Source organism: Acetobacterium tundrae (assembly GCF_008086615.1).
In the GTDB taxonomy this organism is placed as follows: Bacteria; Bacillota; Clostridia; order Eubacteriales; family Eubacteriaceae; genus Acetobacterium; species Acetobacterium tundrae.
In genome coordinates this window covers 139,575-155,741 of sequence record NZ_RXYB01000001.1, presented here as the reverse complement: position 1 = coordinate 155,741, position 16,167 = coordinate 139,575, and the positions used below count along the sequence as shown (strand labels likewise).

Sequence of the window (16,167 nt, the reverse complement as noted above, 5' to 3'; positions counted from 1 at the left end):
ATTATACAGTTGCTCCTGCTTCTAGGGAAACCGCATTGCCTGGTTGCAGCGCTTGGGGTTGAACAATAACCGCCATACCGGGAGTGAGCTGGTCGCCAGATATTTCTGCAAGCGAGTCTGTTTCCATACCGAGCGTGACCGGAATGGATGCAACTACCCAGGCACCCGCTTTATCCGGATTTTCTTTTGCAATATAAATGCATGCCTGTCCCGAGTTATCCGTAACCAGAGCATCGAAGGGAACGCTGAAGACATCATTTTTTTCTTCACTTATAATACTCAACCGGGTGGTCATCCCTATTTTAAGTCCCTGAACATTTGCAGGAAGATCAACCTGGATTTCGAACTCAGCATTTTTTGTGGTCGCATCTGTTGAAGGCTGCGTTTCTATTGCTGTTGGTGCGATTTTACTGAGGTTGCCCGAAAAAGTCTGATCTCCGGTGGCATCAGATTTCACCGTTACCGCCATATCTTCATGAATAAGGTTTAAATTCACCTCTTTTATTTTTCCTTGAACTTTAAGATCACTGGTGTCTTCAATCGTAAAAAGCTCGCCACTGGCCATCGCGCCTTTGATGGCATTCACAGCGGTTATGGTACCACTGGTATCCGCTTTTACATTGGTATAGGTATCCGTGGCTTTGTTGTAAAGCTGACATAACCAGTCTCCGCTGCCAACCCAATCACCAACAGATACATAGATTTTTTCGATCTTATCACCGCTGGCATCACTCACTTTAACTTTTGTGGTGCTTTCCACAACCCCCGTCGCAGAAATCGTATTTTGAAGGGTTCCCTTTGCAAGCGGGGTTGTTTTTACAGTGGTCCCAGTGGTGGTGGTGGTTTGTGAACTGGCATAAACAAAAACTCCTCCGCCAATCACAATGGCTGCTCCGATTACGATACACAGGATTATTCCTTTTTTCTTCATCATTTTCTTGCATGATTTACATGAAATTCAAATCATACTTCTCCCTTTTTATATTTTTTTCGAAATTACTTCTATTCTATTATTAATTTATTCTAAATTCAAATGTTTTTCCATAATATACTGAGTACAAAAATAAAATATGACACATAATACCAAGTTAATTAAGGTTGTGCCATTGATAAGCCACTGTGCTGCTTTTATCCCATCAATACCCGAAAAAAGTATATCCAGATTAGCCAGAAGGGGCACGGCTACCAGTATAATCGATACAATGATCTGTAAAACAATGGTAATCACAATATAGGCTCCAAAAGAAGCTAAAACACGATGTTGATTAAACAATTGCCCGATAGCGATAGAAGCATAAATCAACAGGATGGATGAAATCGCACTAACAAGCATACATAAGAATAATTCAAATAAAATTATATTAAGACTCATTCCAAACTGAGTATAAAAATCGGTATAAGCCATGTTGATATCCTGAACCACTTCCATCATTGAAAAACTTCCAAGTGAAAGAATAAAAATAGAAATAACCAGCATTAAACAGCAAACGACTGACCACATTAATCCCACCAATAATTTGGACAATATCAGTTCCCAGGTTTTAACTGGTAAGCTGAACATTAAATAGCCTTCATCAGTAAATAGATTTTTATAAAACCGTTGTATAATAACCACGAAGGTCATCACACATAATGCTGTGATGAAAATAACATATAAGGTAAAAGTGATTCCCAAAATGACTTCTGCAACCGGGCCTGTTGCAATATCATCGGTAAAAAAGTCCGGTGCCCCAATGGTTAATGCCAATTTTGTGAAAATTGTTAATATTAGTAACGCGCCATACATCGGTAAAAAAGTTCTTCCCGTCGCCTTTACTTCATGTTTAAATAACTTTCCTAACATTTGAACACCTCCCTGAATAATCCATCCACTGATTTATTATACTTTTCCCTGATTTCATCAACTGTGGATGTCATGGTTATTTCTCCCTTTGAAATGAAAACAATGTCATCCAGCACCTGCTCGATATCGGCAATCAGATGCGTTGAAATGATCACCGATGCATTCTCTTTATAATTGGTAATAATCGTATTGAGGATGTAATCCCTTGCGGCCGGATCGACTCCGCCAATCGGTTCATCTAATAAATATAGTTCTGCCGAACGGCTCATAATCAAAATCAGCTGAACTTTCTCTTTGGTTCCTTTGGACATGGTTTTCAATCGATCACTGGGATTGATGTTTAATTCTTTCAACATGTTTTCCGCTTTGATGCGGTTGAAATCTTCATAGAAATCTTCAAAGAAAGCGATGATGTCTTCAGCCCGCATCCAACCGTTTAGATAGGTTCTTTCTGCCAAATAGGATGTTTTAGCTTTCGTTTCAACGCCCGGAATTGCACCATCAATGGTTATTTCTCCCTCCGTTGGAACAAGTAAACCCGTTGCCAATTTTAAAAATGTACTTTTTCCGCTGCCATTTGGACCGAGTAATCCAATAATTCGGCCTCTGGGGATCTCCACGTTTACGTTGGAAAGGGCAATCTTCTTGCCAAAACTTTTTGTCAAGTTCTTAGCGCTTAGTATTATCATTGCTGTTTTCCCCTTCCTCAACCTTTTCAATCAATTTCAGAATTTCTTCTTTTCCAAAGCCGAGCAGTTTCATTTTTTCAAAGAACTGTTCAATTTCTCTAAATGCTAAGGCCTTCTTTACTTCATCAATCACTTTCTTATCCTCCGTAATATATCTGCCACTTGTTCGCTGTGCAAAAACAAGATCCATTCTTTCAAGCTCTGCTAATGCCTTTTGCATGGTATTGGGGTTCACACCAGCATCCATCGCCAAATCTCTTACTGAACCAAGTTTATCTCCAGGTGAATAAACTCCTGAAATGATTCTAAGCTCTATTTGTTCCACCAGTTGTTTATAAATTGGTCGATCTGAATCAATGTACCATTTCATCGCTGTCCTCCTTTGTATTATTGTATTGCTGTACTACCTGCTTAATACAATAATACTATTTCAACGTTTTGTCAATGATTTTTTTACAAAAAATAAAAAAAACTCGCGAACCGAGTTTTCAAACTGTCGATAAAACATAAAAATAAGTCCTGATACAAGCGAAACATCAGTGGTCTCCAAGGCGAGGTTGTCACCTATGCATTTCACCGTCTTTTTTTCTTTTTTCGAATCGAAACCATCAGACCGCCACTAAGAATAATGGCCGTTATATAACCAATGGTTCCTAAAGCGGGGATTCCCAACAGCTTTGGGGTCATATCCGTGGTTGCAATAAAGCTCGATCCGATCAACAAAGCAGCATTGATAATACAAACAACAATCTTGTTAACCATTTTATCAACTTCAGCCAATGGCTCCTCTGATCCGATAAGCTCCAAATTAACCTTGATCTGTCCCTTGTTCGCAAGACTGAGAAAATCCGATATTTGTCCTGGTACACTAATCGCTTTTTCACTAGATATGATAAACTTACGTCCATTGTCTTCAATAATCTTGTTTAAATCAAAACCACCAGCTTCCTGACCAGCAATGTGATTTGCCATAATATTTACAATATTAGTACTTGGAGATACCGTTGTTATAACGCCTTCAATCGTTATCATTCCACGGCTTAGCATACTGATGCCGCCTGGCATTGCAATATGGTTCTCACTGGCAATGCGCAATATCTCTTCCAGCAATCTACCCATGTTGATGTTGCTGAATTCTTCCGTTCCATATTCCTCAAGCATGCCGGCAATCGCTTCATACAATTGGGGTTGATTAATTCGTCTCCCCTTGTGAACGCCTAAGGCTAAAACGGCACTCTTGAGCATCTCTACATCACCCGTGGCAACAGCCTTGACATAACGTCTTAAAACGCCCATCTCACGTTTGGATAATCTCCCCATCATTCCCAAATCGATCCAGACAATTTGCCCATTTCGAATGAAGATATTACCCGGATGAGGATCGGCATGAAAAAAACCATCGTCAATAATTTGTTTAACATAGTTTTCTGAAAGCTTTTTGCCAATTTCTTGAAGATCATACCCTTCTTCGGATAAAGCCTCTGTTTCATCAATTTCAATGCCCTCTACTGCTTCCATAACCAACACTTTTGAAGTCGTAAACTGCTTGTAAATGCGAGGACAACTTACATAATTAACAAGGGCATTGCATTCATAAAATAATTGCGCGTTCTGTGCCTCAATCAAAAAATCCATTTCCTGTTGAGCGGTACTCCACATCTCATCCACAATCATTCTAAAATCAATCACGTCTCCAATACCACTGGTAACATTTAGAATTCCAGTTGCTCGATTCAGAAGAACAACATCCTGAGCCATTATCCGATAGATTCCCACCCGCTGAACCTTAATGACCACCTTTGATCCATCGTTTAATTCGGCCTCATGCACCTGGGCGATAGAGGCCGATCCTAAAGGTTCTTTTTTGATTTCTCGGAAAACTTCCTCGACCGGATACTGGTATTCTTCTTCAATAATTTTTATAACGGTTTCAAAAGGCATTGGTTTCACCTGGGATCTTAGTTTTTCAAGTTCCAGGCAATAATCAGAAGGCAAAACATCCCGCCTCATGGACATCATTTGACCGATTTTAATAAAGGTTGGTCCCAGATCTTCGATAATCAATCTCAATTTTTCCGGGGTCAACCCTTTAGTAATTTCATGTTTCATAAGAATGGCGATGATTTTTCCCAGTCTTCTTCCATTGGTGTCTATTTTTTTATTATTCAGTTCATCCATTATTGTGATTGGATCACTGACACTCATCTATTCCGCTTTTTTCAGATGGTTCTGTCTCCATCATCTCAATTGTTTCTTTGATCTTTTGAATTTCTTCAGGTGTCATTTTATTCAAGTTTTCAACAACCGTATCAACTGTTGGTGGAGTTTCTGGATGAATAACATTCACCGTAACATTGTCCTTAATCGTTTCTTTAATATTGTGTTTCAACTCTTCATTTAATATTTTTCCCTGTTCTACCGTTAATTCACCCTTTACCACAAGCTCATCAATAAGCTCTTTAGATTTTTCAGCCGTGGTAGCCACAGCTCCAACTCCAAACAAAAATATTCTTCTTAAGTCTTCACCAATATTTTCCAACATGTTTTCTCCTCCTAATAATTTGAATTTTATATTTATATTATACCCTAATCTGAATGATTAATCCTGTAATTTAAATCCGCCCTCAGTTAATGCCTTCCTGATTTCCAGAATATGCTCGTAATTTCTGGTTTCAAGTTCAATCCGCAGGAAGCATCCATTAATATCTGAACCTTCATTGCTGCGTTCATGATGAATTGAAATTACATTTCCCCCACAATCTGCGATAATCTGAGAAACGCCCTTTAATTGTCCCGGTTTATCAATCAACTCAATATTAAGTGAGCAGGACCGCCCTGATGTTAACAGTCCCCGTTTTATAATCCTTGATAAAATGGTAACATCAATATTCCCCCCTGATATGAGGCATACCACTTTTTTTCCCTTAATCGGGAGTTTGCCAAACATGGCCGCCGCAACTGCTACCGCACCCGCACCTTCAGCAATCAGCTTTTGCTGTTCAATCAAGGTCAGGATGGCTGTTGAAATTTCATCTTCCGTGACCGTTACAATTTCGTCAACATACTTACTGCAAAGATCAAACGTTATTTCCCCAGGTTGTTTTACTGCAATCCCATCAGCGATGGTGTTGGCATGTGACAGGCAGCATACTTTTTTCTCTTTTAGCGATGTCTTCATACTCGGCGCTCCTGAAGCCTGAACCCCGTAAACTTTCACATCAGGCTTAAGCGACTTAATCACATAGGCAATTCCCGATATGAGTCCGCCCCCGCCAATCGGAACAATCACTGCATCCATATCCGGAAGGCTTTCAAACAGCTCCAATCCGATGGTTCCCTGTCCGGCAATCACATCATCATCATCAAACGGATGAATAAAGGTATAACCCCTTTCTGCTTGAAGCTCCAGCGCTTTAGCATAAGCTTCGTCATAGCCGCCTTCTACCAAACATACCTCAGCACCATAAGATTTTGTTGCTTCAACCTTGGAAATAGGCGCTCCATCCGGCAGACAGATCAACGCTTTGATATTGTTAATGGCGGCCGCCATGGCCACACCTTGAGCATGATTGCCCGCAGAACAGGCTATGACCCCTTTGGACCTTTCTTCTTCAGTTAGCTGTGAAATTTTATAGCATGCTCCACGGACTTTGAAAGATCCGGTAATTTGTAAATTTTCCGTTTTCAGATAGATCTCACTGTCTGGACAAATTTTTGGCGCATGAATTAAATCTGTGGGACGAATGTATTTTTTTAATGTAAAAGATGCATGATAGATTTTATCGAGTGTCAACATATTTTATTACTCCTAAGTATATTTTGTTTGTTATTCCGGTTTTGTACACTGTTCTGGATACCATTCGATAAACCACATCGTAAAGAAAACACCCGGAACCAGTAAGGCAAGTGGGAAAATGGCTGCTAAGTATGTCATAAACGTCGTGTTAAGCCAAATTGTGATGACGCCCTGAATAATGAAAATTCCAGACCAGACCAAAGTTAAAATCCGGTTTGTTTTTAGAAACAATGCATTTCTCAATGCATTTCTGCCGTTAAAAAAATGCAAATAATCGGCCGTTAACGGAACTGTCTTCAATAGTGAAACCAGCCAGATTAAAGCAAGACTAAAATATTCAATAATTGCAAACGTATTGCCATCGAAATTTTTTCCAAAAGTCATGAAAATCAATGTGTATAGTGAAAACAACAAAAGTGTCCCCTTTTCGAAATAGACCAAATCAGCACCTCTTTTTATGGTACATAAGATGCCACAAATCACCAGCGGAATGACAATACCAAATAAAGCACTATAATCTAAAAACAGCAAACTAACGATCCACGGAACGATTGTCAGAAAAAACCAATAAGGTGTGTTTTTAAAACTAATGGGAACCACCTTCTTTTTCTTTTCCGGATTAAGTGCAACACTCCCAAACAACCCATCAAAAAAAGCATTTAACAGATTCATGTCTCCCACAACTGAATATTTTTTTTCGATTAGCGCTTGCGCCGCATCAATTTTTCCCTCAAAGATCCGTTCCAGCGTCGATAAATTAAGATTGATTGTAATTGTTTCATCCTTGAAATCATTTTTTAACAATATACATTCATCATTTTTTACGACCAATTGGTATCGTTCTTTAAGATCTGTGAAGTCGATTTGCAAAACAGCGTCCAGACCTGGGCGCACCTTCGGATTAAATGCCGCCAGAACCTGTTTCATATAGGTCCAGGCAATCAATCCGCCATCTAAATCTCTCATCCGGATATCATCAACCCCCCAGCTCAGATTGGCTGTTTTTAAATAGGTAGGAATTTCTATAAAAGGTTTTGCGAGACCTTCACGAATGTTGTCTGGAATTTTCAAATGCTCACTGTATTCTTTTCCCGCAATTCTGACTAAATCAAGATAATGAACCGTGAGATTATCAAGTTGTGATATCCCGAGCAATTCACCTTCAATGCATAGTATTTTTTCCCATTTATCTTCTCCGAATAAATTGTTGAATTGTGCTACAACACCTTCATAATTGTTTTTAGTTGTCGGCAAACCGCAAGTACTGATTAAAATATGCTTTTTATTCTTCATTTTTTCAGGATTCCGAAAAGGCCGTCCATAAGTACCGCCGCCTTCTGGATCCATGAACGGTAATAATAATGGGGTCGTCCGTTCCATAAATTTTTTCATAATACTTGAAATCCCACAATGATAAAGGGGGGTTGTCCAGATAATGATATCAGCCTCTTCATATTTGGTTATAAGCTCAGTCATATCATCTTGAATAACACACTGACCTGGTGTTGTTCTCCAACAGAAAAAGCAGCCTGTACAGGCACTAATATTTTGATCTGCTAAATGAACGGTCTCAATTTCAAAATCTTTTGCATTTTCAGCTAGACCTGACAAAAAACTCTCGGTTATTTTCAAGGTAAAGCTTTTATCACTTTTATGACTGCCATTTAATATTAAAATTTTACGCATTTTTCCCTCCTTTTTCTTAACAATATTTTTTCAATCTCTTTTGAAGTATTATATCAAAAATAACTCTGGTAGAATACCCCATAATTCGATTATAATGTAATCAAGAATAATCTCATTTTGAAACACATATAGTGTGTCATGTCTTATAATAACACACAACCACGTCTCTTTTTGACACATAGCGTAGTCTGTTTAGCATTTTCACTATTAAAAGTGGTGTTTTAATGCCGTTTTACTGTTTTCTTTTTTTGGCATGATAATTGCTTTTCTTTATATATATCCATGCATTTGGATAAATATATGGTAAATGTACCAAAAAGGAGATTATCATGAGTAAACCAGTCGTATCCGTTGTAAAGGTTGAACAACCTAAAGGCAATGCCGAATTCATGGGCGGAAAATTTGTTCGTTATGAAGAGGACATCAAAAAAATAAAAGCTGCTGTTGCTGAAGCAATTAAATTATCCATTGGTTCCCTTGATACCATCATTAAAGAAGGCAATACCGTATTGATCAAACCGAATCTCGCCTTTCAGGCTCCACCTGAAAGCTTTGCTGTCGTTGATCCGAGAACCATCGAAGCGGTTGTTTCTTATGTGAAAGAAAACTCCAAAGCCGGAAAAGTCATTGTTGGCGATAATCCTTCACTGGGAATGCATGTTGGTCGTGCTAAACCAGCCTTTAAAGATTCTAAAATGGAAGAAGCGGCTAAATTGGGTGGCGCTGATGAAGTCATTTATTTTGACGAAACAGATGTCGTTCCGGTGGAAATTAAAGACGCTAAAGTATTTAAACATGCTACTGTTTTTAAACCTTTTCTGGATGCTGATGTTGTCATTAACCTTCCCAAAATGAAAGTACATTTAGCCGGAACCGTCACCCTGGGACTTAAAAACTGGAATGGAATTATCCCGAACTGTCATCCCGATGCTCAGCAACAAGGTGCTCATCGTATCGAATTAGGACAGAAAATGGCTGACTTGTATCGCGTTCGACATGCCGATCTTGTCATCGTCGATGCTGTAATTGGTATGGAAGGCCAGGGACCACATGCTGGCACACCGATTGAAATGAACCTGATTGTTGCCGGAGCCGATACCGTTGCTGTAGATTCTGTAGCCTGTTCGATTATGGGTTTTGACCCGATGGAAATTCCTGCCATTCGGTGTGCCGGTACTGAAGGCCAGGGCGAAATAGATTTAAATAAAATTGAAGTTGTTGGCAACTCCATTGAATCCGTTATGAAACATTTCAAACGTCCCGGCGGCGATCCTATTGGCATGTATGCCGGTTTAACCTGTGCCATGCAGCAAACTTGTCCTGGTTGTCATGTAAATGTTCGTGGTGCTTTGGATTCTTTTGCAATCAGTGGTATTGACATGAAAAAATTTCTGGAAAAACATGGCGAAGTCGTTGTTATCGCCGGTGGGGTTCCCAATTTCGAGCCGGAATTCTGTATCGATAAAAACGTATTTATCTGCGGTGACTGCTGGGAACTTTTCCCATCAGCTGATAAAGTACGAGAAGGTGCAGCACTTGCTAAAACAGTAACCTATTATCCAGGCTGTGCTCCAGTTTACATCTTTGCTCAGCTTAATAATGATCTTCAAAAACTGGCCGCTGGGAAATAAATTTCATTTGTATATGCTAGGGGAACATCCCCTGGTATATACAATGTCTGTTTGAATTCATGCAATCATCTTCTTGAAAAAAAGCTTATTCATCAAAATTAAAGGAGTGTGAACGCTTTGAAAATTCATTCAGATGCTGATATGATAAAAAAAACCTGGAACGATTTTGTAAATGATGGAATCATCGGAAACTTTATTCGAAAACCCATTGTGGATTCCTGGATACGCTGTCAAAAAGCAGGAATTGATCCTCGGTCATTAAATCGAACCCCGACTGTAAGTGAAGCGAATTTTCGAAAGCGCCTGGAACAGAATAAGATACTTTTAGATGTCAGTATTCCTTTTATGGTAGAATTACAGGAATTTGTCAACAAGTCCGGCTTTTCAACCACTCTGAATGATCCGAACGGAGTCATCCTTGAACTTATTTGTGATCAATCGATTATTGAAGAAGCCTTCACTAAAAATCTGGTTCGAGGCAGTATCTGGAATGAAGCCATGGCCGGGACCAATGCAACCGGTTTGGCCATTAATCTTCTTCAGCCAATCCAGGTTATCGGCGCAGAGCATTATTATGAATGCTACCATGATTTAACCTGTTCAGCTGCTCCGATTCTAGATGAAGAAGGGAAATTACTCGGTATTCTTGATATGTCTGGTCCTAAAGAAATGGCCTATCCCCACACCCTGGGTATGGTTGTGGCAAGTGCCAAGGCAATATCCCGACAACTTTGTGTTGCGGAATCTAATCGTCAAGTTGATTTAACGAATCATTACCTCAGTACTCTGATCGACTCCATGTCAGATGGTGTTGTTGCGGTGGATGTAAAAGGAAAGATTATCGGCATCAATTCTCATGGCGCTAAAATTCTTAAGACAACTACTTTCGAGTCTTATGGAAAAAATATTTTGGATATTATGGATGGCGAAACTATTCTCGAACGCAATGGTCATCAGTCTTCTCAATTTGAAGAAAAAGAAAAGCATATCGTAACTAAAAGCAAAAAAATTAATTGCCTTGTCAATAGTAAATTAATACTACGCGATAACGGTACCGTCGTTGGAGCCGTTGCAACTCTCAAAGATGGCGAAATAAAATCGATAGTTCCGGAAAAAAGCAAAAGAAAGGGAACCCGGTTTACATTTGATGATATTATCGGTGAAAGCTCTGAACTCCTGCGATCCATTCATCTTTCTCAAATAGCCGCCAAAGGTACCTCCACGGTATTATTACAAGGCGAAAGCGGTACCGGAAAAGAAATGTTTGCCCAGGCAATTCATAATGCCAATCAGTCGGACAAACCTTTCATCGCCATTAATTGCGCCGGAATTCCTGAATCTCTGATTGAAAGTGTTCTTTTTGGCTATGAAGAGGGTTCCTTTACCGGTGCCAGCAAGCATGGTAAAATAGGCAAATTTGAATTGGCAAAAGATGGAACCATCTTTTTAGATGAAATTGGAGAAATGCCACTTGGCACCCAAACCGTTCTTCTCCGTGTTTTACAGGAACGTTATATTCAACGAATCGGCGGATCAAAGGATATTCCGATTGATGTGCGCATCATTGCTGCCACTAATAAAAATCTTGCTGAAGAAGTAAAAAAGGGAAAGTTTCGACAAGATCTTTACTATCGACTCAACGTTTTACAAATCGATATTCCCCCGCTTCGCAAGCGAAAAAAAGATATCCCTGTTTTGGTAAACTTCTTTCTTAATGAAATCACTGCGATCTGTGGAAAATTCATTAAGCCTCTGCACCCTTCAACCATTGCAACGATGCAAGAGTATGAGTGGCCGGGCAATGTAAGGCAATTTAAAAATGCCATTGAACAGGCGGTAAATTTTACCGAAACCAATCGAATCGATGACTACTTTATTTCCAATTATCTGCCAAATATCAATGAAGAATTGACAGAAGTCAACCGTGTATCACCCACGATTGATGATACCAATGTAGATTTAAAAGATCTTGAACTTAGCACCATAAAAAAAGCATTGCTGCTTTTTCCTGAGCGAAAAAAAGCAGCCGATTATCTGGGTATCTCACGAAGTACCCTTTATCGCAAATTAAAACAGTATCATCTGGAGGATTCGTAAATGAAAAAGGACTTGAGTTGGATTGATCTTGGCTTGATTTCTTATGAAAAGGCCTTTAATCTCCAGGAAAAGATTCATCAAAAATGTGTAGAAGCTAACTGGACGGATACCCTGCTCTTTCAGGAAAATAATCCCATCATCACACTGGGACGCGGCAGTCATGAAAAAAACCTTTTGTGCACCCCGAAAGAATTAGCAGCTATGGGAATCAAGCTTACTTCCGTAAGCCGTGGCGGAGATATCTCCTATCACGGCAATGGACAATTGATTGTATCCCCGATTCTGCATTTTGAACGATACATCAAGGGTGCCCATCATTATGTCCGCTGCCTGGAACAGGTGGTCATTAACCTTTTGGGGAACTACGGTTTACCGGGCAAACGAATAAAAGGGCGCAGCGGCGTCTGGGTGAACGATCCGAATACCGGAGACGATTGCAAAATATCTGCACTCGGAATAGCCATCTCTCATGGTGTTACCCTTCATGGCATATCGATTAACGTTAATCCCAATCTCAAACATTTTTCAACCATTATTCCCTGCGGTATTGAAGATAAGGGTGTGACCTCGATGAAAGCATGCGGATTAACGCCACCACCGCTGGCAGAAGTACGGGATCAGTTTATTTTGGCCTTTGATGCCATGTTTGGAACTCAGACAAGCAAACAAACAATTGACAAAATTAATGAATTTTAAGGAGAATTAAAATGAAATACGAAATTATTATGCCCGAATTTGCTGAAGGCGCTGAAGAAATTAATTTAAGACAGTGGTTAGTTGCAGTGGGAGAACTTGTGAAAAAGGGTGACAATATTGCCGAAGCAGCCACAGATAAGATTTCCATCTATGTGGAATCTCCTGCCGATGGGAAAATCACCGTATTTCTAGCCGAAGAGGGCGACCGCATTCTGGTTGGTCAAATCATCGGCGAAATTGAAGGTTAAGATTATGTCTGCAATACATCAAGATAAAGTGGTTATCATCACTGGCTCCTCCCGAGGAATCGGTTATTCAATTGCCGAATACCTCAGCAATGAAGGTGCCAAGATCGTTATTATCGGCCGGTACATCGAAACCGCACAAGCGGCGGCAGACACACTTCCAACCGACTCCCTTGCTGTTCAATGCGATATTTCCCGTGAAGAAGATGTGAAAACAATGGTTGAAACAGTTATGGAAAAATATGGCAAGATTGATGTTCTGATTAACAATGCCGGCGTTTTTCCGGTTAAAACCTTTAGTGCCATGACCTTCGAGGACTGGCGGTCTGTCATGACCATCGATCTCGATGGCACATTCATTGCAACCCATGCCGTCTATAAAGTTTTGGAAAAACAGAAACATGGCAAGATTATTAATATTGCTTCCGTCGCCGGACGAATCGGCGGCTTGGGCTTCACCCATTATTCAGCTGCCAAAGGCGGTGTCATCGCCTTTACAAAGGCACTGGCAAGAGAGGCTGCCCGACTTAACATCCAGGTAAACGCCATTGCCCCGGGGATCGTTGAAACGGACATGGCTAAATCGAATTTTCCTCAATATGCTTTAACTGAAGCGACCAAAAACACCCCTGCCGGTCGATTGGGAACTGAAGCAGATTTATTCGGCATCATCTCCTTCCTTTGCTCACCGGGCAGTGACTATATTATTGGTCAGACCATCTCTGTTGATGGCGGTTACACCATGATCTAGCCAAAGCTTGAATTGCAACAAATTGCTCGATCACCAGTATCTTAATAAGGAGAGGCTTCGATGAATATTCAAGACGCTTTTATTCAACTAAAGACCAGTAATGAAACCATCACCTATCTTGAAGCCGACGGTCGGGAATTAACCGAAACCTATGCCGCTCTTTTTGAAAATGCTCTGAAAGTGCTTGGCGGATATCAGGCTCAAGGGCTTAAAAAGGGAGATCTTCTGGTCTTCCAGCTAAAAAGCATCCGAGCACAAATTACATCCTTTTGGGCCGGTATTCTGGGCGGTATGGTTCCGTCCATTCTGCCCATTGCCCAGGACGAAAAATCCAGGCAAGCTCTTCATCGTATCCTGAAATCTCTAGAATCGCCTTTTCTGGTCACCGACTTGGAGGGAATCACGACTCTCTTTGAGAATACGATGCATATGTACCGGGCCTTGATCGAATCACACCCCGGGGTTATCACTTCAGTTAAGAATAATGACCCAGGTATGATACAATTAACTTCCGGCACTTCATCCAATCCGAAAGGTGCCATACTGACCTATAAAAATCTTTACGAAGGCGGAATTGCAAGCAGTATTATCGTCCGCGAAAACATTCCGGAGCGTTATTTAAGCTGGCTTCCTCTTTCCCATTGCTTTGGTTTTGTCGGCTATCACCTGGTTCCCATCGTCAATAACTTTTCGCAATACCTAATGAGTCCGGTCCAGTTTGTCCAAAACCCAAACCTCTGGCTGGAAAAACTTTCCAATTTTTCCGCCACGGTTACCGGCGCTGCACTTTTTGGAATTGAGCACTTATTAAAAGTCGGGATAAAAACGAATACAGCTGTTGATCTATCCTCTGTTTATATCTGTTTTTGCGGTGGTGAAGATGTCAATCCCCTTTCTCTCACAACCTTTGAATCCCAGGCTACCCCGTTGGGATGGACAAAGAATACCTTAAAGCCCGCTTACGGACTCAGCGAAACCACCATGGGTGTTGCCTATACCCCTTATGACTCTGAATTTCGAGTGGATCATTTTCTTGGCAGCGGGATTGCCATTGGCGAAAAACTATTCTTCTGTGATCCCGATGAGGATACCATCAACCGGGTCGCGGTCGGCATTTTAGATGAATGCAATGAGGTCGTCATCAAGGATCTTTCGGAAAATATCCTTGATGATGAATATCTCGGTCTTATTCATATCCGAGGAACCAATGTCATGAAAGGTTATTATGCCAAAAACAATGAAAGGATCTCTTCAATCGATGAAAAAGGCTGGTTTAATACTGGTGATCTGGGATTCTTCCGGAATGGCTGGCTGACGGTTTTCGGACGATACAAAGATATCCTCATCGTGAACGGAGAAAATTATCTTGTTTCCGACCTCGAAAAGACCGGAAAACAGACACTATCTGAAGAGATCAATCTCATCCTGATTCAAGGAAAGGATAAGGATAATCAAACGAATTGCCTGATTCTTTTTAGTGATACTATAATTCCAGATGCTCTGGTCTCAGCCAGTCGGTCCATAGCGGCTTCCTGGAATATTCCTATTCAGTGGGGAGTCCTTATTGATACTATTCCTCAAACCCCATCCGGCAAGATCGATCGCCTTTCCCTGTCAGTCGCATGGGAAAACGGTGAATATCAGGAACGGTCCATTCCTCTGATGCAACCATCAACCACTACATTAGAAGGAGACTATCGAGAAATGGCAGAATATTGGTCGAGAATATTAAAAGTATCGCTTTCAAATATTTCCCTAGACAGTCATTTTATCTTTGATCTTGGCGGAGATTCTTTAGGGCTGATTGATTTGGTTAGCCAGTTAGAAAGGATCAATGGAAAAACTATTAATCCGGAAATCCTACGCAGTCACTTAACCCTAAAAGAAATGGCAGATTATATTCAATCAGTTAGTATTTAAAATTTTTGTGATTAAAATATTGAGCTGAATCAACAGCAGTTATGGAGATAATTATGAATGTAGATCAATTAACGAAATTATTGGAAGATGTTAAAAACCAGAATTGCGATATAAACACCGCACTCGAATTACTTAAGACGCTCCCTTATGAAGATTTATCCTATGCCAAAGTAGATCATCACCGTGAACTTAGGAATGGCTATCCTGAAGTAATTTACAGTCCGGGGAAGACCTTGGAGCAGATCAAGGGGATTGTCGAAAATATACTGAAGCGCTCCACCGGAAATATCCTCGCTTCAAGAGCAGATCGCGATGTTTTCGATGCCATAAAATCAGTCACTTCCGATGCCATCTATTATGAAGAAGCCCGCTCTGTCGTCGTCAAGCGGGAGGAATACAAAACGACTGAAGGCTACATTCTCGTTGTCACTGCTGGTACAGCTGATATTCCCGTTGCCGAAGAAGCTGCGATCACCGCTACCGTTATGGGAAATCAGGTTAAACGCCTTTATGATGTGGGTGTTGCCGGTATCCATCGGCTTTTAGATAATGTCTCCATTATAAATCATGCCAAAACAATTATTGTCGTTGCCGGAATGGAAGGTGCTTTAGCGTCCGTTGTCGGCGGACTCTGTGACAAACCGATTGTCGCTGTTCCCACCAGTATCGGTTACGGTGCCAACTTCGGCGGTATCGCAGCATTGCTGGGAATGCTGACCTCCTGCGCCAGCGGTATTGGCGTGGTTAATATTGATAATGGTTTCGGTGCCGCCTGTATGGCATCAAAAATCAATAAGTTATAATTGTATGCAT

At 40.7% G+C, this 16,167-nt stretch carries 15 protein-coding genes; 7 read left to right on the top strand and 8 right to left on the bottom strand.

The genetic code is table 11. From position 1 onward, the window contains the following. Position 1: 1 nt before the first annotated feature. From FZC40_RS00685 to FZC40_RS00650, 8 genes are all read right to left on the bottom strand, one after another. Positions 2-931, bottom strand: coding sequence for an efflux RND transporter periplasmic adaptor subunit (locus FZC40_RS00685; RefSeq protein WP_187389056.1), 930 nt, complete (start codon positions 929-931; stop codon positions 2-4). A gap of 87 nt (positions 932-1,018) precedes the next feature. After that, complete coding sequence (locus FZC40_RS00680) at positions 1,019-1,843, bottom strand: ABC transporter permease (RefSeq protein WP_148602025.1); 825 nt, start codon at positions 1,841-1,843, stop codon at positions 1,019-1,021. Further along, entirely contained in the window at positions 1,837-2,532 is a 696-nt protein-coding gene (locus FZC40_RS00675; protein WP_148566743.1) for an ABC transporter ATP-binding protein, read from the bottom strand. Before FZC40_RS00675 ends, FZC40_RS00680 begins: the two co-directional genes overlap by 7 nt. Then, positions 2,513-2,902, bottom strand: a complete 390-nt coding sequence (locus FZC40_RS00670; protein ID WP_148602024.1) for a GntR family transcriptional regulator — start codon at positions 2,900-2,902, stop codon at positions 2,513-2,515. The genes FZC40_RS00675 and FZC40_RS00670 overlap by 20 nt, the downstream gene beginning before the upstream one ends. A gap of 203 nt (positions 2,903-3,105) precedes the next feature. Then, a complete protein-coding gene (locus FZC40_RS00665) occupies positions 3,106-4,737 on the bottom strand; it encodes an ABC1 kinase family protein (RefSeq protein ID WP_148602023.1) in 1,632 nt (543 codons plus the stop codon). Beyond that, positions 4,724-5,071: a phasin family protein gene (locus tag FZC40_RS00660; RefSeq protein WP_148602171.1), complete on the bottom strand. Its 348-nt coding sequence runs from the start codon at positions 5,069-5,071 to the stop codon at positions 4,724-4,726. Before FZC40_RS00660 ends, FZC40_RS00665 begins: the two co-directional genes overlap by 14 nt. A 60-nt stretch (positions 5,072-5,131) precedes the next feature. After that, positions 5,132-6,328: a threonine ammonia-lyase gene (ilvA, locus tag FZC40_RS00655; protein ID WP_148602022.1), complete on the bottom strand. Its 1,197-nt coding sequence runs from the start codon at positions 6,326-6,328 to the stop codon at positions 5,132-5,134. 30 nt (positions 6,329-6,358) lie between these two features. Then, a complete protein-coding gene (locus FZC40_RS00650) occupies positions 6,359-8,014 on the bottom strand; it encodes an NAD(P)H-dependent oxidoreductase (RefSeq protein WP_148602021.1) in 1,656 nt (551 codons plus the stop codon). Between the two features lie 329 nt (positions 8,015-8,343). On the opposite strand from FZC40_RS00650, the gene FZC40_RS00645 reads away from it, so the two are divergent. The 7 genes from FZC40_RS00645 to larB all read left to right on the top strand — a co-directional run bounded on the left by FZC40_RS00645 (position 8,344) and on the right by larB (position 16,157). After that, a complete protein-coding gene (locus tag FZC40_RS00645) occupies positions 8,344-9,645 on the top strand; it encodes a DUF362 domain-containing protein (RefSeq protein ID WP_148602020.1) in 1,302 nt (433 codons plus the stop codon). Between the two features lie 117 nt (positions 9,646-9,762). Then, entirely contained in the window at positions 9,763-11,742 is a 1,980-nt protein-coding gene (locus FZC40_RS00640) for a sigma-54-dependent Fis family transcriptional regulator (protein ID WP_148602019.1), read from the top strand. Continuing rightward, positions 11,743-12,438 carry a lipoyl(octanoyl) transferase LipB gene (gene lipB, locus FZC40_RS00635; protein ID WP_148602018.1) on the top strand — a complete coding sequence of 232 codons (696 nt, stop codon included), beginning with the start codon at positions 11,743-11,745 and terminating at the stop codon, positions 12,436-12,438. Positions 12,439-12,449: 11 nt separating this feature from the next. Further along, positions 12,450-12,686, top strand: coding sequence for a biotin/lipoyl-containing protein (locus FZC40_RS00630; RefSeq protein WP_148602017.1), 237 nt, complete (start codon positions 12,450-12,452; stop codon positions 12,684-12,686). 4 nt (positions 12,687-12,690) lie between these two features. Then, a complete protein-coding gene (locus FZC40_RS00625; RefSeq protein WP_148602016.1) occupies positions 12,691-13,434 on the top strand; it encodes an SDR family NAD(P)-dependent oxidoreductase in 744 nt (247 codons plus the stop codon). A 60-nt stretch (positions 13,435-13,494) separates the two neighbouring features. Next, a complete protein-coding gene (locus FZC40_RS00620) occupies positions 13,495-15,354 on the top strand; it encodes a non-ribosomal peptide synthetase (RefSeq protein ID WP_148602015.1) in 1,860 nt (619 codons plus the stop codon). Positions 15,355-15,407: 53 nt separating this feature from the next. Beyond that, positions 15,408-16,157 carry a nickel pincer cofactor biosynthesis protein LarB gene (larB, locus tag FZC40_RS00615; RefSeq protein ID WP_148602014.1) on the top strand — a complete coding sequence of 250 codons (750 nt, stop codon included), beginning with the start codon at positions 15,408-15,410 and terminating at the stop codon, positions 16,155-16,157. Positions 16,158-16,167 lie beyond the last annotated feature (10 nt).

Excerpts from the sequence above, each read along its gene's own strand:
- FZC40_RS00685 (WP_187389056.1), bottom strand. The coding sequence starts at position 931 with ATGAAGAAAAAAGGAATAATCCTGTGTATCGTAATCGGAGCAGCCATT.
- FZC40_RS00680 (WP_148602025.1), bottom strand. The coding sequence starts at position 1,843 with ATGTTAGGAAAGTTATTTAAACATGAAGTAAAGGCGACGGGAAGAACT.
- FZC40_RS00675 (WP_148566743.1), bottom strand. The coding sequence starts at position 2,532 with ATGATAATACTAAGCGCTAAGAACTTGACAAAAAGTTTTGGCAAGAAG.
- FZC40_RS00670 (WP_148602024.1), bottom strand. The coding sequence starts at position 2,902 with ATGAAATGGTACATTGATTCAGATCGACCAATTTATAAACAACTGGTG.
- FZC40_RS00665 (WP_148602023.1), bottom strand. The coding sequence starts at position 4,737 with ATGAGTGTCAGTGATCCAATCACAATAATGGATGAACTGAATAATAAA.
- ilvA (WP_148602022.1), bottom strand. The coding sequence starts at position 6,328 with ATGTTGACACTCGATAAAATCTATCATGCATCTTTTACATTAAAAAAA.
- FZC40_RS00650 (WP_148602021.1), bottom strand. The coding sequence starts at position 8,014 with ATGCGTAAAATTTTAATATTAAATGGCAGTCATAAAAGTGATAAAAGC.
- FZC40_RS00645 (WP_148602020.1), top strand. The coding sequence starts at position 8,344 with ATGAGTAAACCAGTCGTATCCGTTGTAAAGGTTGAACAACCTAAAGGC.
- lipB (WP_148602018.1), top strand. The coding sequence starts at position 11,743 with ATGAAAAAGGACTTGAGTTGGATTGATCTTGGCTTGATTTCTTATGAA.
- FZC40_RS00630 (WP_148602017.1), top strand. The coding sequence starts at position 12,450 with ATGAAATACGAAATTATTATGCCCGAATTTGCTGAAGGCGCTGAAGAA.
- FZC40_RS00625 (WP_148602016.1), top strand. The coding sequence starts at position 12,691 with ATGTCTGCAATACATCAAGATAAAGTGGTTATCATCACTGGCTCCTCC.
- FZC40_RS00620 (WP_148602015.1), top strand. The coding sequence starts at position 13,495 with ATGAATATTCAAGACGCTTTTATTCAACTAAAGACCAGTAATGAAACC.
- larB (WP_148602014.1), top strand. The coding sequence starts at position 15,408 with ATGAATGTAGATCAATTAACGAAATTATTGGAAGATGTTAAAAACCAG.